Origin of the sequence: Tractidigestivibacter sp. (assembly GCF_050946515.1) — a bacterium.
Classification (GTDB): Bacteria; Actinomycetota; Coriobacteriia; order Coriobacteriales; family Atopobiaceae; genus Tractidigestivibacter.
The window spans coordinates 86,661-104,697 of sequence record NZ_JBMNUX010000003.1 but is presented as its reverse complement, the minus strand read 5'-3'; the positions used below and the strand labels follow the sequence as shown (position 1 = coordinate 104,697).

Below are 18,037 nucleotides of genomic sequence, written 5' to 3'. Positions count from 1 at the left end.
GGAACCGAAGGGAGAAGATCATGGCAGACGGCAAGGCACTTCCCGAGGGCTTCCTCTGGGGCGGCTCCATCAGCGCGGCGCAGGCCGAGGGCGGATGGGACGAGGACGGCAGGTCCCCGGCACAGGTTGACTTTGCCGGGCCAGCGAGCGACCTGGGGTTCCGCCCCGTGTACTATCGAGCGGCAGACGGCAGCCGCGGCGTGATGCGCCAGTTCGACCACCTGCCCGAAGGCGCGCGCTATGAGCTCTTCGACGACGTGGCCTACACCAACCACGAGGCCACAGACTTCTACCACCACTGGCGCGAGGACCTCGCCCTTCTCGCCGAGATGGGCCTCACCTGCTTCAACACCACCGTGTCGTGGGCGCGCATCTACCCCCACGGCCTTAAGGGCGGCGTCAACAAGGCGGGCGTGGAGTTCTACCGCCAGGTCTTTGCCGAGGCGCGACGCCTGGGCATGAAGCCGGTCATCACCCTCTACAAGTACGACGAGCCCGTGTACTTTGACGAGACCTACGGAGGCTGGGGCAACCGCGCGATGATCGACGAGTTCGTCGGGTTTGCCCGCACGTGCTTCAAGGAGTACCACGGCCTGGTGGAGGCCTGGCTCACGTTCAACGAGATCAACGCCCTGCAGCTCTTCGACGGCTCCGGCTATCGCTACCAGGAGCTCCACAACCAGATGGTGGCCGCTGCGCGCGCTGTGAGCGCCGCGCACGAGATTGACCCTGAGCTCAAGGTGGGCTGCATGATCTGCGGCGTGTGCGCCTATCCCTACACCTGCGACCCCGCCGACGTTCTCGCCGCCCAGAGGCGCGTGCAGGACAGCTTCTGCTACTGCGCCGACACGATGGTCCGCGGCAAGTACCCCAGCTGGGCCGAGCGCACCCGCGCAGCCGCGGGGGCCACGGTCGAGGTCACCGAGCAGGACGAGCGCGACCTCATGGCAGGCAAGGCCGACTTTCTCGCATTCTCGTACTACAGCTCGTCCACCGTATCGGCCAAGCCGGTTGAGGGCAAGGAGGTCCGCGGCAACCTGATGGGCGGCCCCCGCAACCCCTATCTCACCACCAGCGAGTGGGGCTGGCAGATGGACCCGACCGGGTTCCGCTACTTCCTTAACTTCATGAACGACCGCTACGACGTCCCGCTGCTGGACGTGGAGAACGGCCTTGGCGCCGTCGACAGGGTTGAGCTCGACGCCGACGGCAACGAGCGCGTGCACGACCCCTATCGCAGCGAGTACCTGCGCAACCACGTGCGCGCCATGCGCGACGCCGTGCTGGAGGACGGCGTCGACCTGCGCGGATACACCTGGTGGGGACCGCTTGACCTGGTTGCGTTCTCGACCGGGCAGGTCTCAAAGCGCTACGGGTTCATCTACGTCGACCGCGACGACGACGGCAGCGGCGACCTGCACCGCATCCGCAAGGACTCGTTCTACGCGTACCAGAGGATCATCCGCTCCAACGGCGCGGACGGGCTGGACTAGCCGATGCGCTGACGACCGCGCTGCGGCACAACGTGATACGGCCCCTTCTCTCAGGCGATCCGCCGCTTCGGCGTGCGGGTCGCCTTTCTGCCTGCGCACGCCCACCTGCGCACGCCCGCTTGCGCACGCCCGCCTACGCACACCGCCACGTTCCGTAGCGTTTAGCCCGCTGTGTTGCTCACGACGCTACGGTTCGTGGAGGTATCAGCACGATATGGCGCACACCGCCACGAACCGTAGCATTCACGGACTTCAAAAGGGCCAAACGGCACGGTTCGTGGAGGTATCAACGTTGGGACGGCAACACCTCCACGCTCCGTAGCGTTTGCAGGCTCCGGAGGGGGCCAAACGGCACGGTTCGTGGAGGTGTGCGAAGAGGGCGAGAAGGGCGCACCGCCTCAACATGACCTAATCGTGGAAGCGCTCAAAGTAGCCGTTGCCCCAGTCGTAGGCATAGGGAGTGTCCTCGTCCTTGCAGATGCGCTCCATAAGCGGCAACGAAACCGCCATCAGCACGCCGCCCGCCGCCACGGCGCCAACAACGTCCACCAAGGTGGGAGCCGCTTGCGTGAAGAACGTCCACACAAAGGCGCAGCACAGCGGGAAGTACCCCAGCCAGGAGGTTGCGAGCCCCGGATTGTAGATCGTGCGCTTGCCCTGGGAACGATACCGCCTGAGCGCCCAGATTCCGGCGGAGGTGTGCGCGAAAAGCTCCCCCACACCCTGCAGACACTGCATGAGGGCAAACATCGGGTTCACGCCGATGGCGAGCATGAGGCAGCCGACGATGGTGCCAATCGTGTTGGTCCACATGTCGGAGAGCTGGTTCATGGGGTAGCGGTCGGGCTTCTCGGAGTCGGCCATCACGTTGTACATGTAATGGAAGCCGCCCGGGAAGCGCCACTCTTCAAGCACGTGGAACGAGAGCGTCGCCGTCGAAAGCGCGACCAGCTTTGTTTGGGCATCCCACGCTTCCCAGTTGGCCACGACAAGGCCTATGAGCACGCCCGCCACCATCGTCATCGCGTAGAGCCACAGCGAAAGCCACAGCTTCGTCGCCTTTTGCCTCATGCTCATCGGAACCACCTAGTCAAACTTGGTGAACTCAGGGTCGAAGTAGACCTTGTCCTGGTTGGCGTACAGGACGGGTGCGACGTCGCACAGGCGGCCGGTCTCCTGAATGTTGTGGCGAATCCACTGCATGCCCTGCTCCTTGCTATACAGTTTCGGCACCAGTGCGTGGTTGATGAGAGCTGACTGCTTGGAGCCGTCATCCAGCCCGACCCCAGTCTCGGTGTAGAACGTGGAGCCGCCATGACCGTTGTCGGCGTAGACGTGCTTGACGTGACCAGTGCGCTTGCCGTCCTTCATCACGTAGAACGTGAACTCGTGGTCGTTGAGGACGTCGGTCTCCATCTCGTAGTACACCACGTCGTTTACCTCGTTGGTGAGCTCGTGGATGCGGGAGCTCGCTCCCTCGAGAAAGCCCAGGTTCTTGGTGCCGTCTGCGCCATCGGTCAGAGGCGTCACGGCAACGTGGTCGCGGTTGTGCCACAGATGGTAGACGGAGATCTCGGGTCCGTCGAAGCCTTGACCGTCCCAGTTGGTGCAGCAGCCCAGGTGCTCGAAGAACCACTTGATCATCTCAGGCGTCACGCCATCCAGATCGTCATGCTGCACGCTCGCGAGCATGCGACCGTCAGGGAACTCGTCGAAATCTGCCCACTTGGCATCCTCATAGCGGCGGAACTCCTTCTTTCCGGCGCGGATGAGCGCGTTGCGCGCATTGTCGTGGCACTCGCGAAGGCGCTTCATGTCTGCGACGTGGGAAATCTCCTGGTCCATGGTTCTGTCCTTTCGTCTTGGCGGTCCGGCTTGCGCGCCGGCTTCTTTACCGCCTGCCCTGTTTGCTTACGAGACATTTGTACCGCACTTCTCCATATGATACAATTGTCTCGTAGGAAATAGAACGAAAGAGGCGAATGTGTACCACATCAAGGACGATCCCCGATCGATAAAAAGCGCAAATCTGCTCTATGCGGGACTCATGGAATGCCTGAAGAAAAAGCCGCTCGCCAAGGTAACCGTCACCGACGTGACTAAGGTCTCGACTGTTGGACGAGCGACGTTCTACCGCAGCTTCGACGAGGTGCCAGACATTCTCGCCTGGCGTTGCAACCTCGAGTTTGAGAAGACCCTCTCGAGCTTCGTTGCCTCAAATCCTCCCATGGAAAAGGAAGACGAGCTCTTGCTGTACGTGCTGCGCCACTGGATGAGCAGCCCGAAGATCCTCGAGGTGCTCATCGACGCAGGACGATTGGACATCATCTTCAACGCGTTCGTCAACAACGCGCACATCATCATGGACTTTCTCGAAAGCCGTGGGATTGACATGAAGACGGATGACTTCGAGTACTTCATTTCGGTTCGTGCGGGGTTCTTCATTGGCATCATCCGAGCTTGGGTGGCGTGCGGAAAGACACAAACCCCCGAGGAGGTCGCGCGCATCGTTGCCGAGCAGCACGACCAGGTGAAGGCATCGGAGCTTCTCGTCTAGCCACGCAGTCGGAGTGCCGCGCCCCTCTCGCGCCCCTCTCGCACACCTCCACGCTCCGTAGCGTTTGCGGGCTCCTAGCGCGCCAGACACGACGGTTCGTGGCGGTTTACGCCCAGCGGCGGCAACACCTCCACGCTCCGTAGCGTTTGAGGGCTCCTAGCGCGCCAGACACGACGGTTCGTGGCGGTTTACGCCCAGCGGCGGCAACACCTCCACGCTCCGTAGCGTTTGCGGGCTTTCGGCGGCTCAAACACGACGGTTCGTGGAGGTGTGCGAGTGGTGAGCGGGCGCGGGGCCCTACGAGCGCCAGGAGACGGCACGGGCAGGGCACACGTGGTAGCAGTTCCCGCACTCGTCGCAGCGGCTGCCGTCGATGCGGTACGGCTTTGGGTCTCCAGGCACGACGGCCTTGAAGGTGCAGGTCCGCGCGCACGCGCCACAGCCAATGCACTTCTTGGGGTCAATGACCAGACCGGGCTCGACGAAGCTGTCCCCGCCAAAGGCGAAGCGCTCGCGGTAGAGCTTGTGGTCGCGCTTCTCGCACTCAAAGTCGAAGTCGTAGAGCTCGCCATGGCCGCGATACATCACAAACGCAACCGTCTCGGGATAGGCCTCGAAGTCGTGGACGACGACGTCGAAGCCGGGGTTTCCCTTCGCGCGCTCAAATACCTCCTCGCGCGTGAGCTCGCGGACGTCGCCCATCACGCGCAGGGTGAACCCAGGCTCAAAGACGGGCAGGTTCTCCTCGTTCATAACGACGGTGCCCGTGCCCGTCATCCCGCAGACGGCCAGCTTGCCTGACGCCTTGAGCTGGCGATAGTAGGGCTTTACGGTCATCGTGGTGAAATAGAGCCCACCGTCGTCGACGGCCACAAAATGCGCAATGCGCGAGACTGGCGCGCCACTCGCGTCCACAGTCGAGAACGAGCAGCAGCCAACCTGCTCAAACTTGTCGAAGATGTCCTGAATGCTCATCATCGTTACCCCTTTCGCCATGCCTTTCCGAACCAATCACTCGTCCAGCATCCTCGCACTGTCGTTGGGGAACGAGATCGTGATTGCGGTCCATTCCCCCTCGCGCGAATCCGCGCGAACCGAAAGCCCCATCTTTTGGCACAGCCGCCGCACGAGGTAGAGTCCCAGTCCGGTCGAGCGTGACTGCCCGGGCAGCCGCCCATTCGAGCCAACGAAGCCCTTCTCGAAAATGCGCGGGAGGTCAGCGGCAGGAATGCCGATGCCGTTGTCGCGCACCTCGAGCTCGACGCGGTCGTTTGCACGCCCCTTGTCCAAGCGCCGAGCAGAAATCGCAACCTGCGCCTGGCGTCCCGCGCTCTCCGGCGCGCGATACTTGGCCGCGTTCTCCAGAATCTGGCCCAGCACGAACCTGATCCACTTTGCGTCAGCAAACACCGTCAGGTCCATGCCATCTTCCAGCTTTGGGGCGATGCGCTGGTCGATCAGCGTGCGCTTGTGCGCCTTGAGGGCGTCGCCCACAACGTCGCCGACGCGGACCTCGGCAATCACGTAGTCACGCTCGAGCGTCCCTGACCGGGCGTAATAAAGCGCTTGCTCAACGTAGCCGTCCATGCGGTCAAGCTCACGAGAGACTCGCGTCGCTAGCTCGCCGGGATTGTTATCGCAGGCAAGTCGCGCGGCGGCAATGGGCGTCTTGACCTCGTGCACCCATGCGTCGATGAACTCGTGGTACTCATTGGAATCCTGGCTAGCGCGAGCAATGCCGGCGCGCCCGGCCTGGGAAACGTCGTCGAGGGTTTCCCAGGCGAGAAGCCCTTCTCGGTAGCCCGGCTCGTCCACGACGGAGGTGACGTCGAGTGCCAGCGACTCGTCGTCGCAGACGTCCCGCACCTGTCGCCAGAAGCTCCGCCGAGGAAGCCACTCAATCAGAAGCGAGATCGCCCCACAGGCAAGGAGCGTGCCCAATATGAGCATGGCGACGTTGGGCTCGACGCCAACGCCCACCATCACCAGCGCCGCAATTCCTAGCCCGCATATGCGTATGGCAAGAGAGCCCGCCCGGTCGAGAAGAAACGCCGAGAGCTTCATGGCACTTCACCCCCTACTGCGAGACCGAATAGCCTTGCCCGCGATGCGTGTGCAGCCAGTTGCGCACGCCAATTGACGAGAGCGTCTGGCGCAGACGGTTGATGTTCACGGTCAGCGTGTTGTCGTCCACAAAGGCGTCGGAGTCCCACAGCTCGCACATCAGGTCTTCACGGCTCACGATTGCTGGCGCCCGACGAACTAGAAGCGCCAGAATTCGGAGCTCGTTCTTTGTAAGCTCGACCGAAGCGCCATGGTAACTTGCGCGCGAGCGCTCCACGTCCACGCGCACGCCGTCGCGCTCAAGCGCAGGCGTCACAGACAGGGCGCCCGCGCGGCGAAGCAGTGCATCGATGCGAGCGAGCAGCACGTGGCTGCTGTAAGGCTTGGCCACAAAATCGTCTGCTCCCAAGGTCATGCACATGACCTCGTCAATCTCACCCGCACGGCTAGTCACCACAATGATTGGCACGTTTGACCGCGAGCGAATCTGCCGACAGATCAGCGTCCCATCAACTCCAGGCAGGTTCAGGTCGAGAAGCACGAGGTCAGGAGAAGTCTCGAGCACAGCGTCCGCCGCGCGGGAAAAGTCCGTAACCTGCATTGCCTCGTGACCGTTGCTTTGAAGAAGCTGCCCAAGCTCTTTTCGAACGCTCTTGTCATCCTCAACGAATGTGATGCGCGCCATGGTCTCCTTCCCCGTCACTTTCTCAAAGTTGCAAGCTTCTGCAAAAGCCTACCGCTACCCACGATGAACGCAAACGCAAACATGCCCCTAACGAACGAGAAAGGACAACGCTTTGCTGGAACCCCCTTCGCGAAAAAGAAAGGGGCGCCCCATCGGGACGCCCCTGCCATGACGCTAAACGAGATTTACTACCTGTCGCCGATGCGCTTCCTCAGGCCGCCAACGATGCAGAGACCCGAAAGCATAACGAGAGCCCAAAGGGCGGTCGTGCTATCACCGGTGTCAGGCACGGCCTCTTTGCCACCGGTCTTCGGCTGGCTGGGTGGCACCTCAGTGCTGGGAGTGTGGGTGTTGGTGATGTTGCCACCATCAGCGACCTCGGTATTGTCAGCCTCATAGCCGGCACCATCGGGGATGGTCTCCCTAACGGTGTAGTCAATCGTCTGGCCGTCCGCCTTCTCGGGCAGGTTGGCGAAAGTAACCGTATAGGTGCCGTCGCCGTTGTCGATAACTTCAGCCTTAGCGTCGGAAACCTGCTCGCCGTTGGCAAAGAGTTCGACCCAGCCCGCGAAGTCCTCGGCGGAGGGGCGCAGGCCGTCCTGGTCGTCGCCGTCGCTCCAGGTCTTGGTGATCGAGACGGAGGTGGTGCCGGGCGTGTGGGTGTTGGTGATGGTGCCGCCCGCGGAGACGCCGCCCTCGGGCTGGTCGGAGGAGTAGCCCTCGACGGAGTCCTCGGTGACCGTGTAGGCGACCTCGGAGCCCGCCTCGTACTGGGGCAGGTTGGCGAAGGAGACGGCGTAGGTGCCGTCGCCGTTGTCGGTCACCGCGGCCTCGGCGCCCTCGACCTCGGAGGTCTCGCCGCCGACCGTCTTGTAGAGGTGCACCATGCCCGCGAAGTCCTCGGCGGAGGGGCGCAGGCCGTCCTGGTCGTCGCCGTCGCTCCAGGTCTTGGTGATCGAGACGGAGGTGGTCTTACGCGTGTTAGTGATGGTGCCGCCAGCTGCAGTGCCGTTTTCAGGCTGGTCGGAGGTGTAGCCAGTGGGAACGGTCACGTTGCCGTCGGCGTCAACCTCCTTGAAGACATAGGTATACTCGTTGCCGCTGTCATCATAAGCTGGCATGTTCTCCCAGGTCACGCTCGTCGTGCCATTCGGGAGCTCCTTGATGCTGCCCGAGACGGCGGTCGCTTGCGATGCGTCGTCGCCGGTGTAGCGATAGAGCTGGAAGTATATCGTGGGGTGCGTTTCACCTGACGCGTCGCCACTCCAAGCCTTATTGGCAGTGATGTTCGTGGTCTGGACTTCATCGTTCACGTCGACATTGCCGCCAGCGGTGGTCGTGAGCGTCACGTCGTGCTCGGTGTCCTTGTCGATGACCACCCAGCTGGGCCCGTCGTCCTCGACGACGCGGTATGTGCCGTCCCTGAGACCGGTGATCTTTCCGATGCCACCGTCGGCGGTGGTGACGGTAGCGTAGTCAGCTCCGTTGTACCAGCCGCTGACAACGTTTCCGTCGTCATCCAGCTTGTAGACCTTGAAAGACACGCCACTCAGCGGGGTATCCGAGTCGCCGACGGTCTTGGTGATCTGAAGGGTGCCGGGCGTGACGCCTGTGGCGGTTGAGGAGTTGTTGGGGACCTGGATCGAGGAGTGGGCGGTATCTGTTACGGGCTCGCTCATCGTAGTGTCCTGGTGCGTCACCAAGGCATCGTTAAGCTTCCACTCGTCCGCAGTATGAGATGCGAGGTTGGTCCTAAAGCGGAACATCACGCAGACGGGCTTGCCGGTAAGGGTTGCCGCGGTTCCGGGATATGAGTTGAGGCTGGACGCCGGAATCTCAATGTGGATGTTGCTGTCACTTGTCGTGACGGTGCCGCCCAGAACGTTCACAATCCAGTCTCTAACATTGGCATCCCCAAAAACGGAGTTGCCCCAGATCTCGGTGCCGCTGTCGTCTTGCCAATAGACCATGGCGCACGTGAGGCTGTCGAACGTCTGCCCATCCTCCAGGGTGTCGTCGATGACGACGGTACCCGTGTTGTTCGAGGCATAGGTATGGTTCACGCGGATGGACCAGTAGACGTGGTCGTAGTCACTGTTGTTGTCGTGCTCGGGATCCTCCCCGCCGGTCACATCGGTTTCCCACGATGCGTACTTCTCTGCGAAGCCGACGCCAGTCGACCCATCGCTCGGCTTGACCGTGACCGTCGACGTCTTGTCGCCAGAGGTGACCGTAACATTTTGGTCCTCCTCCGTCGTGTTGCGCGCCTGCACGGTAAAGGTAACGGTGCCCTTCACGTTGTAGTACTTGCTGACGTTCTCGTCGAACGTGGCGGTCATCCCGCTGGACGAAATGACGACCTGACCAACAATCGGGTGATTGTTCTCATCGTGGGGATCCGAAGAATCAAGGACAGTCCTATCTGTAAGGACGATGTCGAGCGTACTTTCGGTTGGACCCACGAGATAGACGTCACCACTAGTAGGCCACGATGCGGAGATTACGTCGCCGGGCTGGATGTCGTCCTTGCCCGTGGCGTCATAGTTCACCGTGTACGTCACTCTGCCCCAGTTGTTGGCAGTTTCCCTGTCTGCAGTGATGTCCGTCACGTACGTGCTCGAAACGTCTTCAGCCAGCGCGGTCGCAGGAGCGATGCCAAGCGTCAGAAGCACCGCGAAGGCAACCATGAGGAAGCCGAGAAGGAAGCGACCGAAAGCCTCCCTTCCCTGCCATCTGGTCGATACTGCCGAAATACTCATGAAGCCCCCTTCGATCGCAAACGATCAAGAAATTCAGGTTTTATCAATGTCTCCAAAATTGTTGGTACAGTGTTCAAAGAATTGAAAGAAACCTAAGGGTCACTCTATCACTGCAGCACTTAGATTTTCTTGCAGCGGATAGATTTATAGACTTTTTTTGCCACACAACGGGCAGGCTGCAGCACCTCTGAGGTGCTGATTTGCTGGAATTGGCTCAATCATGACTTGGAGATTACAGCAACCTAATGCATGTCTTCGTCGCTGATTGCTCAATGAATTGATGTTAGTGCAAGCTTTCGAATGGCATCTATCAGCAGAAAAACAAAATGGGCTCTGCATGAAAAAATTTTGACGCTCCCAGCGGCATGTCGTACCGTTTGCTTTGTAATGTTTTTCAGACGCAGACCAGAAAAGCCTGCCGCTCCACAGCACAGCGTGACTGCGATAGAGGACTCCCCCCCTACGCGACGAACACCAACCGGACGAGCAACATATAGACGGCGGTACCTACAATCATCGAGCCCATCATGCTGCGCCTCCAACGATAGGTCAGCCACACGAGGAAGAGTGATATAGCCTCAGGTATGCCATGGGTCCCACTGGTTGGGCTCACGGTTCGTAGGCAATACACGACAAGCAGGCCAAACACCGCGGGCGCGAGCACGCGACCAAGGTAGGTGATCGTCTGCGGGGTCTTTTTGCCAGAGGGCACGAGCACATAGGGCAAAAAGCGGGTAAGCACGGTGCCCAAGAGGGCGACGCCCAACGTCAGGGCAATCTCGGTTGAGCTCATGGGCGTCATTGCTCATCGCCGCCCATCTCGACCGTCGAGGGCTTCTCTCCCGAAGGCATCCAGACCGAAATCCGCTTCCTAAAGACAAGAAGAAGCACCAGCATGCAGATCATCGACGGCACGATGAACGAGTCGGGACCAAAGACCAGCAGGCACAGCAAAGAGCAGCCAAGGCCGATGAGCTCGGCTGCATGGCAGCGAAGCGCATGTGCAAGGCCCAGTCCCTCCCCTCCTGCTGCCTCGCTGTCCTTGCGCCACTGCTCGAAGAAGATCACGGCGAACATCGTGGTCATCACGAACTCAAGCCCTGTAGTGTCGAAGGTGATGAGCGAGCCAAAGAGCGCGCCCAGCGCGGAGCCCACAACCCAAAACATCTGGTCGAGCAGCGAGACCCACCAATAGAACCAGCCCTCGTCGATACCGTCGGGAATCTTGGCAGAGTAGTTGACGGCAAAGGTCTCGTCAGAGGTCGAAAAGATCAGGTACGGCGTCTTCCAGCCGCGACCGCGATAGCGCGTGAGCATCGAGATGCCATAGAAGATGTGGCGAGCGCCGACCATGATGGCCGTCACGAAGGTAGAAAGCAGGTTGACGGGAGACTGCAAAATCTGTACCAGCAGAAACTCCAGGCTACCGGTATAGATGAGAAGCGCCGTCACGATAGGCAGCCAAGCAGGAAAGCCAGCGCGAACCATCAGCAACCCGTAGGTGATGCCAAGAAACACGTAGCCTGCCATAACCGGCAGGGCTTGGGGAAAGCACGCTTTGAGTGCTGCAAGTGATGAGCCGCGTGAAGGCGCGGAAGAGCGAGAGTCGGACACAGAAAAAGCCTTTCGAGGGTTGGAAGACGCGCCACAATGGGGCGCAACTGGAGGAAATGGTAGCAAAGCATTGGATAGCTAGCGATAAAAAGGACCAGAGGGGCCAAAAATCACAGTCGCGCGCCTCATCGTGCAAGGTTTGGCGCCAAAGGGTGCAGTTCAGCAAGTTATGTATGGATTGTCTCGTTATGGCAAGCTGTCCGAGCCGCATGCCAAGAGCAAAAGCCCAGTTGGAGCCTTTCCGAAACAGGCGCGAAGGGACCGGGGCGCGCCGAGCAGGCGTCCTGACCTATACATAACTTGCTGAACTGCAACCAGGCACCGAACAACTTGCAACAGCCTAGCATCGAGGCATAGAAATCCCCCGCTCCAGCATGCTGGCGCGGGGGATGAGGGGGAGGGCAAAAAGCGGCGTCGCCCAGCTACTCGTTGTCACCGCCGGTCATCTTGGTGGCGGAAAGGTGCTCGCCAGCATCGGAGGCGTCATGCCACTTCCAGTCGGTGAAGGCCGGGTGGTCGTAGCCGTTGTCAACGGCAAACTGGAAGGCGTCCTGGCGGAACTGCTCCCACTCGGCGATCTGGTCGGCCCACTTGTCGGCGTCGAGGATTCGCAGCGCGTCGGCAGCGAGCGCCCAACGGTCCATGTCGTTCAGGCGCAGCATGTCGTAGGGCGTGGTCGTGGAGCCCTGCTCCTGGTAACCGTGAACGTGGAAGTTGTCGTGGTTCGGGCGGTCCCAGATGAGGCGGCGCACCGTGCCGGGATAGGCATGGAACGCAAAGAGGACGGGCTTGTCAGCCGTGAAGAGCTGCACAAACTGCTCATCGGAGAGCGCCTGGTCGTTCTCGGAGGCGTTCTGGATCTTGAGCAGCTCGACCACGTTCACAAGACGGCACTTGATGCCCAGCTTGTCAAGCAGCTCAAGCGCGGCCATGGTCTCCTGCGTGGGGACGTCGCCGCAGCAGCCCAGAACGATGTCAGGCTCCTCGCCCTCGGCGGTATTGGAAGCCCACTTCCACTCCGCGGCGCCAGCGGCAAGCTCCTCGCGGGCCTCATCCAGCGTGAGCCACGTGGGCGCGGGCTGCTTGCCGGCGAAGATTGCATTCACGCAGTTGGTAGATGCATATGCGCGCTCAGCGACCGCCAAAAGCATGTTTGCGTCGACCGGGTAGTAGATATTCACCACGTGGTCGTTGTTGAAGCTCTTGTTGAGCAGCACGTCCACGAAACCCGGGTCCTGGTGCGAGAAGCCGTTGTGGTCCTGGCGCCAGACGTGGCTGGAGAGCAGCATGTTGAGACCGGAGATGGGCTTTCTCCAGGGAATGTGACGCACCGTCGCCTCGAGCCACTTGCAGTGCTGGTTGACCATGGAGTCAACGATGTGCACGAAGCTCTCGTAGCTGGACCACAGGCCATATCGACCGGTAAGCAGGTAGCCCTCGAGAAGCCCCTCGCACTGATGCTCGGAGAGCTGCTCGATCACGTTGCCCACAGGCGCGAGGTGCTCGTCGTTGGCAGGGTCGTCGTTGACACCGCCGCCGAACCACTGCTTGTCCGTCACTTGGTAGCTCGGCTGTAGACGGTTCGAAGCCGTCTCGTCGGGACCGAAGATGCGGAACTTGTCGCGATTGGCGTTGATGAGCTCAGCCGTATAGTTGCCCAGCACGCGCGTGGCCTCCGTGGCGCCAAAGCCGTGACCCTTGTGGGCAACGTCCACCTCGTAGGGTCGCACGTCCGGCATCTCGAGCTTCTCGCGAATGCGACCGCCGTTGGCATTAGGGTTGGCGCCCAGACGCAAGTCTCCTGCGGGCATGTACTCGGTGACCTCCGGACGGATGGCGCCCTTCTCGTCAAAGAGCTTCTCGGGTTCGTAGGACTCAAGCCAGCCCTCGAGAATCTGGAAGTGGGCCTCGGTGTCGCGCGCTGAGGCCAGCGGCACCTGGTGAGCGCGCCAAGAGCCCTCGGTCTTCTTGCCGTCTATCTCCTTCGGTCAGGTCCAGCCCTTGGGCGTGCGGAAGATGATCATCGGGTAGAACGGGCGCGAGGCGTCGCCTGCGGCCGCGCGCTGCTTGATGGCGCAAATCTCGTCGAAGACGGCCTCGAGAAGCGCCGCGAAGCGACGGTGGATGGAGGCGTGGTCCTCGTCGTCGAAGCCGGCCACGAAGTTGTAGGGATGGTAGCCCATGCCGCGGAAGAACTCGTCGCGCTCGCCGTCGGAGATGCGCGCAAGAATCGTGGGGTTGGCGATCTTATAGCCGTTCAGGTGCAGGATGGGCAGCACGATGCCGTCTGTCAGCGGGTCCATGAACTTGTTGGTCTGCCAGCTCGTGGCAAGAGGGCCGGTCTCGGCCTCGCCGTCGCCTACGACGGCCACCGCGAGAAGGCTCGGGTTGTCGAGAACTGCGCCGTACGCGTGGGAGAGCACGTAGCCAAGCTCGCCGCCCTCGTGGATGGAGCCGGGGGTCTCGGGCGCATAGTGGCTGGGGATGCCGCCGGGGTAGGAGAACTGGCGGAAGAACTTCTGGAGACCGGCCTCGTCATCGGTGATGTCAGGGCGAATCTCGCGATACGTGCCGTCGAGCAGGCTCTGCGCCGTGCCGGCCGGTCCGCCATGGCCGGGACCCATTAGGAAGATCGCATTCTGGTTATGATCGCGAATAAGGCGGTTGACATGTGCAAACAGGAAGTTGATGCCCGGCGTGGTCCCCCAGTGGCCAACCAGGCGGTGCTTGACGTCCTCGCGCGTGAAGCCGTCAGGTCCGTCTACGTTCTTGAAGTCAGGGCGCATCAGCGGGTTGGAACGCAGGTAGATCTGACCAACGGATAGGTAGTTCGCGCAGCGCCAGTAACGGTCGAGCCACGCCACCTCGTCTTCACTCACCGGCGTGTTGAGCTTCTTCCAGGGCGTGCCAAGCGTGGGTTGTGCCATGAGGACATCCTTTCTGTAAAAAGTCATCTCTCGTTTGACGCTGCCGCCAGTATAGATTGGTAAAACGTTTTACTCAAGAGGATTTAGTGCATTATTTAGTAATTTCTCTACACTTCTGCACCGAGTTGCATAGCCGCGAGCGCCACGCACCTACCACCCCACACACCGCCACGAACCGTAGCGTTCGAGCCGCCCTGAGCACGCCAACACAACGGAACGTGGAGGTGTCGGCGCGTACTTACGCAAACCGCCACGAACCGTAGCGAATGGCGCTCAAAAAGCACGCGTACGCCACGGAACGTGGAGGTGTTGCCAGCCTGAGGCTCAAACCGCCACGAACCGTAGCGTTGAACGCCGCGGCGGGCGAGAAACACGACGGTTCGTGGAGGTTTGCGAAAGGGCTAGGAAAGGGTGCGGACGCTCGCCTGCTCAACCAGATGCGGAACGAGAACGCGCTCGACCGCCGGAATAGCCTCTCCCCCGGCGTCCTGCTCTTCGATGCGAGCAAGCATCAGCTTGACAGCAGCTTCGGAAATCGACGGAACGTTCTGCTCGATTGAGGTCAGCGCGGGCTCAAAGAGCGAGTCGGCCGCGCTGTTGTCATAGCTCACTACCGAGAGGTCATCCGGCACGCGGAGCCCATGCTCGTAGGCGCGCTTCAAAAGACCGAGCGCAATGTTATCGCTGCTGGCAAACGCAGCCGTGGCATCAGTGGCGAGGAGCCCCTCGGCGGCGCGCCACGCATCGGGAATGTAGTAGTCGCTCTCAAAAACAAGAGCGGGGTCAGGAGCAATGCCCCTCTTCAATAGAGCCCGCTTATAGCCGGCAAGGCGTGCGCGGCCGGTATTCGAGTTGGGGTTGATGATGCACGCGATGCGCCGATGCCCATGCTCCAGCAGATAATTCGTCGCGAGATACCCGCCGAGCTCGTTATCAAAGCGTACGCGATCGCAGTCGAGACCCTCAATGAAGCGGTCAACCATCACGTAGGGAACGGGCAGCTGAGAAAGGACGTCGACCAGGTCTTTTTGAGTAGCGAACTCATCCGAGACAATCAGGAAGACGCCATCAACGCCACGGTTGACCAGCAGGCGAACAAGCTCCGCGTCGCTCTCGGCAGACCCCTCAGAGTTTGTGATCAGCAGCACGTAGCCATGCTTCCGGCACAGAAGCTCGATATTTTTGGCGATGGACGAGAAGTACCGGCTCTCGATGTTGGGCACCACAAGACCAAACGTCTCGGAGTGCTGCATCACAAGGCTGCGCGCAATTTGGTTGGGGATGTAGTGCTTTCGACGCGCTGTTTCCTTAATCTGGCGACGCTTCTCATCGGACACGCGGCAAGAGCGGTTGTTCAGCACGAGCGAGACCGTTGTAGGAGAAACGCCCACCTCATGAGCGATGTCCTTGAGCGTGACCTTCGCCACCGAAAGCCTCCTTGCACGACCAGCCAAACATTACAGATAGCTTATCCCAGCTTGGCTGCTTGGACGCCCGGTCTCAAGAATAACAACTTCGTATAATGTGGCTCGAGCATATACGCAATCGTTGCATTCGCGCATTATCCGGAGGAGCCATGAGCACCGTAATCATCGTTATTCTCATTGTTGTAATAAGCGAGGTTGCTTATTTAATCATCCAGAACTTGGTTCAAAACCACGTGCTTAACGCCTATACCAAGGCCATTGAGAGCCGTGACCTCGAGGCTGCGCTAGAGGCGCTCGACACCAAGACGGCGCGCTTCTTCATCCCAAGGTTCAACCTAGATTACATGCGTTTCAATGCATACCAGTTCGCAAACGACGTCGAGAATAGCTCGCGGGTGCTCGACACGCTTCTGACGGCAAACACATCAAAGAAGCAGCGCGCGGACATCGTGGTGCGGGCGTTTTACTTTTACCTCGAGCAGGACCGCAAGGATGACGCTAAGCAGATGCTGCAGGAAATTCAGGCAACGGGCGACGCCGCCACGGCCAAGCGCTGCACGCTTGCATGGGAGACGCTCGGCGAGGGCGACTCCAGCAAGATTGACGAGCTGGCAGCGGAATACGAAGCCTCGAAGAACAGGCTCGACCGAGTTAACCTGGCCATGCTGATTGCTGCGCAGTATTCCAACAAGGGCGACCTGGAAAGCGCCAAGGCCTGGACTGACAAGGTCGGCGCAATGACGAAGAGGCAGGAGTAGAGCTACCCGGTGACGGCAAGCCCAGTAAAAGCTCCGTACACTGCTGCGCTACGAGAAGCGAAACTCCGTAGTCGAGACGAAGCAACGATCTGGGCCAAAGATAGGCTGCGCGAACTCCGGATGGTTGACCGCATCCGGAAAGAACTGCGTTTCTAGGCAGACGGCATCGTATGGCCCATAGGCGAAGCCGTCCTTGCCGTGCGGCTCGTCCAGATAGTTCGCCGTATATAGCTGCAAGCCGGGCAGGTCGCTCAGAACGTCCATCCTGATGCCAGAGGCGTCTCCCCACACGCTTGCCACAGGGCGGACATCTCCCACACGGTCATCGCGCGGCGAGAAGCCTCGCAGAACGTAGTTGTGATCGAAGCCGCGCTCGGGCTCCCTCTGGGCTAGGCCGGCCTTGAGGCCGCAGCGTAGCTCGCGTGGAGCGCGCAGGTCAAATGGGGTCCCAGCAACAGAAGCGAGCTCGCCGGTGGGAACGAGGTCGTCGCGTGTGGCGGTGATCTTGTCGGCAAGCACCTGCACGCGATGCCCCACAACGCTACCCGACCCCTGCCCGTTCAGATTGAAGTAGCTGTGATTCGTGAGGTTGATGGGCGTGAGCGCATCCGCCTCGCAGACGTAGTCGATGGCCAGCGAGCAATCGCTCGCCTCGTAGCTCACCTGCGCGTGCACCGCCCCAGGAAATCCCTGGTCGCCATCGGGGCTCTCAAGCGCAAGCGTCACGCGGTCTTGCTCCTCATCGACAAAACGCCACGTGCGATCGTGCCAGAAGTAGGGACCGCCATGGAGGTAGTTTCCCCGCTCGAAGGCGGGGAGCCGCACTTCTCGTCCATGCAGCGAGAAGCGCGCGCCGCCGATTCGGTTGGCAACGCGTCCGACGACCGCCCCTAGGTGCGCAGGGTTGCTCCCGTAGCGCTCGACCTCATCGAATCCCAAGACGACGTCGAGCGCGCTTCCGCCAGGGGTCGGCACGAAAAGCGAGACGAGGCTCGCGCCAAGGTCTGTGACTGTGGCCTGGACGCCGCCGGGGCGCCCTATCTTTCTAGTTCTGGCCATAGTAGGCGTTCGGTCCGTGCTTGCGCAGATAGTGCTTGTCGAGCAGATACTGCGGGGCGGAGCCGCAGCGTGGCGAGATGAGCTCGGTGTCGCGTGCCATCGCGCCAACTTCCTCGAGGACGACGGCATGGTATGCCGCTGCCGCCGCGTCGACGCCCCACGTGAAGGGACCGTGGTTGCGCACGAGACAGGCCGGCACGGCCATGGGGTCAATGCCGCGGTCGGCAAAGCCCGCAATAATCACGTTGCCGGTCTCGAGCTCGTAGTTGCCCTCAACCTCCTCGCGCGTAAGGCCGCGCATGCAGGGAACCGGCCCGTGGAAGTAGTCCGCGTGCGTGGTCCCGTAGGCAGGGATGTCACGACCGGACTGCGCCCAGGCGACGGCCGCGCTCGAGTGCGTGTGCACGACGCCCCCGACGCCCCGGCCCGCCCATGCGCGGTAGAGCGCAGCGTGAGTCGGCGTGTCAGAGGAGGGGCGCAGGTCCCCCTCAACCACCTTCCCGTCGAGGTCGCAGACCACAAGGTTCTCTGGCGAGAGCTCGTCGTAGTCCACGCCGCTCGGCTTGATCACGAAGACGCCGCGCTCGGCATCAAGACCTGACGCGTTTCCCCAGGTAAATACCACAAGACCGTGTTTCACCAAGGCCATGTTGGCCTCATAGACCTGCTCGCGAAGTTCCTTCAGCATCATGGA

14 protein-coding genes and 1 pseudogene are annotated in these 18,037 nt (G+C 61.0%); 3 read left to right on the top strand and 12 right to left on the bottom strand.

Going from position 1 to position 18,037, the window contains the following annotated elements:
* Positions 1-20: 20 nt before the first annotated feature.
* Positions 21-1,493 carry a family 1 glycosylhydrolase gene (locus ACOYJL_RS02735; RefSeq protein WP_433568678.1) on the top strand — a complete coding sequence of 491 codons (1,473 nt, stop codon included), beginning with the start codon at positions 21-23 and terminating at the stop codon, positions 1,491-1,493.
* A 408-nt stretch (positions 1,494-1,901) separates the two neighbouring features.
* Here ACOYJL_RS02735 and ACOYJL_RS02730 read toward each other — a convergent pair whose 3' ends face one another.
* Both ACOYJL_RS02730 and ACOYJL_RS02725 read right to left on the bottom strand, forming a co-directional pair.
* Positions 1,902-2,570, bottom strand: coding sequence for an HXXEE domain-containing protein (locus ACOYJL_RS02730; protein ID WP_433568677.1), 669 nt, complete (start codon positions 2,568-2,570; stop codon positions 1,902-1,904).
* A gap of 9 nt (positions 2,571-2,579) precedes the next feature.
* Positions 2,580-3,338, bottom strand: coding sequence for a hypothetical protein (locus ACOYJL_RS02725; RefSeq protein WP_433568676.1), 759 nt, complete (start codon positions 3,336-3,338; stop codon positions 2,580-2,582).
* Between the two features lie 139 nt (positions 3,339-3,477).
* Here ACOYJL_RS02725 and ACOYJL_RS02720 point away from each other — a divergent pair, with 139 nt between their 5' ends.
* A complete protein-coding gene (locus ACOYJL_RS02720) occupies positions 3,478-4,050 on the top strand; it encodes a TetR/AcrR family transcriptional regulator (RefSeq protein ID WP_433568675.1) in 573 nt (190 codons plus the stop codon).
* Positions 4,051-4,347: 297 nt separating this feature from the next.
* Here the strand turns inward: ACOYJL_RS02720 and ACOYJL_RS02715 are convergent, their stop codons facing one another.
* From ACOYJL_RS02715 to ACOYJL_RS02680, 8 genes and pseudogenes are all read right to left on the bottom strand, one after another.
* Complete coding sequence (locus ACOYJL_RS02715; RefSeq protein WP_433568674.1) at positions 4,348-5,028, bottom strand: 4Fe-4S binding protein; 681 nt, start codon at positions 5,026-5,028, stop codon at positions 4,348-4,350.
* 33 nt (positions 5,029-5,061) lie between these two features.
* Positions 5,062-6,114: a sensor histidine kinase gene (locus tag ACOYJL_RS02710; protein WP_433568673.1), complete on the bottom strand. Its 1,053-nt coding sequence runs from the start codon at positions 6,112-6,114 to the stop codon at positions 5,062-5,064.
* Between the two features lie 13 nt (positions 6,115-6,127).
* Complete coding sequence (locus ACOYJL_RS02705) at positions 6,128-6,799, bottom strand: response regulator transcription factor (protein WP_433568672.1); 672 nt, start codon at positions 6,797-6,799, stop codon at positions 6,128-6,130.
* Positions 6,800-6,987: 188 nt separating this feature from the next.
* Positions 6,988-9,558: a Cna B-type domain-containing protein gene (locus ACOYJL_RS02700; RefSeq protein ID WP_433568671.1), complete on the bottom strand. Its 2,571-nt coding sequence runs from the start codon at positions 9,556-9,558 to the stop codon at positions 6,988-6,990.
* A gap of 460 nt (positions 9,559-10,018) precedes the next feature.
* Positions 10,019-10,351, bottom strand: coding sequence for a branched-chain amino acid transporter permease (locus ACOYJL_RS02695; RefSeq protein ID WP_433568670.1), 333 nt, complete (start codon positions 10,349-10,351; stop codon positions 10,019-10,021).
* A 5-nt stretch (positions 10,352-10,356) separates the two neighbouring features.
* Positions 10,357-11,088, bottom strand: coding sequence for an AzlC family ABC transporter permease (locus ACOYJL_RS02690; protein ID WP_433568669.1), 732 nt, complete (start codon positions 11,086-11,088; stop codon positions 10,357-10,359).
* 506 nt (positions 11,089-11,594) lie between these two features.
* Positions 11,595-14,099: pseudogene (locus tag ACOYJL_RS02685) on the bottom strand (phosphoketolase).
* A gap of 401 nt (positions 14,100-14,500) precedes the next feature.
* A complete protein-coding gene (locus tag ACOYJL_RS02680; RefSeq protein WP_433568668.1) occupies positions 14,501-15,526 on the bottom strand; it encodes a LacI family DNA-binding transcriptional regulator in 1,026 nt (341 codons plus the stop codon).
* 149 nt (positions 15,527-15,675) lie between these two features.
* On the opposite strand from ACOYJL_RS02680, the gene ACOYJL_RS02675 reads away from it, so the two are divergent.
* On the top strand, positions 15,676-16,284 hold the full coding sequence (locus ACOYJL_RS02675; protein WP_433568667.1) for a hypothetical protein: 609 nt from the start codon (positions 15,676-15,678) through the stop codon (positions 16,282-16,284).
* 48 nt (positions 16,285-16,332) lie between these two features.
* On the opposite strand, the gene ACOYJL_RS02670 is transcribed toward ACOYJL_RS02675, so the two are convergent.
* A complete protein-coding gene (locus tag ACOYJL_RS02670; RefSeq protein WP_433568666.1) occupies positions 16,333-17,343 on the bottom strand; it encodes an aldose epimerase family protein in 1,011 nt (336 codons plus the stop codon).
* On the bottom strand, positions 17,330-18,034 hold the full coding sequence (locus tag ACOYJL_RS02665) for an L-ribulose-5-phosphate 4-epimerase (RefSeq protein ID WP_433568665.1): 705 nt from the start codon (positions 18,032-18,034) through the stop codon (positions 17,330-17,332). The genes ACOYJL_RS02670 and ACOYJL_RS02665 overlap by 14 nt, the downstream gene beginning before the upstream one ends.
* Positions 18,035-18,037 lie beyond the last annotated feature (3 nt).

Coding starts and splice junctions, on each gene's coding strand:
- ACOYJL_RS02695 (WP_433568670.1), bottom strand. CDS start 10,351: ATGAGCTCAACCGAGATTGCCCTGACGTTGGGCGTCGCCCTCTTGGGC.
- ACOYJL_RS02725 (WP_433568676.1), bottom strand. CDS start 3,338: ATGGACCAGGAGATTTCCCACGTCGCAGACATGAAGCGCCTTCGCGAG.
- ACOYJL_RS02690 (WP_433568669.1), bottom strand. CDS start 11,088: ATGGCAGGCTACGTGTTTCTTGGCATCACCTACGGGTTGCTGATGGTT.
- ACOYJL_RS02735 (WP_433568678.1), top strand. CDS start 21: ATGGCAGACGGCAAGGCACTTCCCGAGGGCTTCCTCTGGGGCGGCTCC.
- ACOYJL_RS02730 (WP_433568677.1), bottom strand. CDS start 2,570: ATGAGCATGAGGCAAAAGGCGACGAAGCTGTGGCTTTCGCTGTGGCTC.
- ACOYJL_RS02670 (WP_433568666.1), bottom strand. CDS start 17,343: ATGGCCAGAACTAGAAAGATAGGGCGCCCCGGCGGCGTCCAGGCCACA.
- ACOYJL_RS02700 (WP_433568671.1), bottom strand. CDS start 9,558: ATGAGTATTTCGGCAGTATCGACCAGATGGCAGGGAAGGGAGGCTTTC.
- ACOYJL_RS02705 (WP_433568672.1), bottom strand. CDS start 6,799: ATGGCGCGCATCACATTCGTTGAGGATGACAAGAGCGTTCGAAAAGAG.
- ACOYJL_RS02675 (WP_433568667.1), top strand. CDS start 15,676: ATGAGCACCGTAATCATCGTTATTCTCATTGTTGTAATAAGCGAGGTT.
- ACOYJL_RS02715 (WP_433568674.1), bottom strand. CDS start 5,028: ATGATGAGCATTCAGGACATCTTCGACAAGTTTGAGCAGGTTGGCTGC.
- ACOYJL_RS02710 (WP_433568673.1), bottom strand. CDS start 6,114: ATGAAGCTCTCGGCGTTTCTTCTCGACCGGGCGGGCTCTCTTGCCATA.
- ACOYJL_RS02665 (WP_433568665.1), bottom strand. CDS start 18,034: ATGATGCTGAAGGAACTTCGCGAGCAGGTCTATGAGGCCAACATGGCC.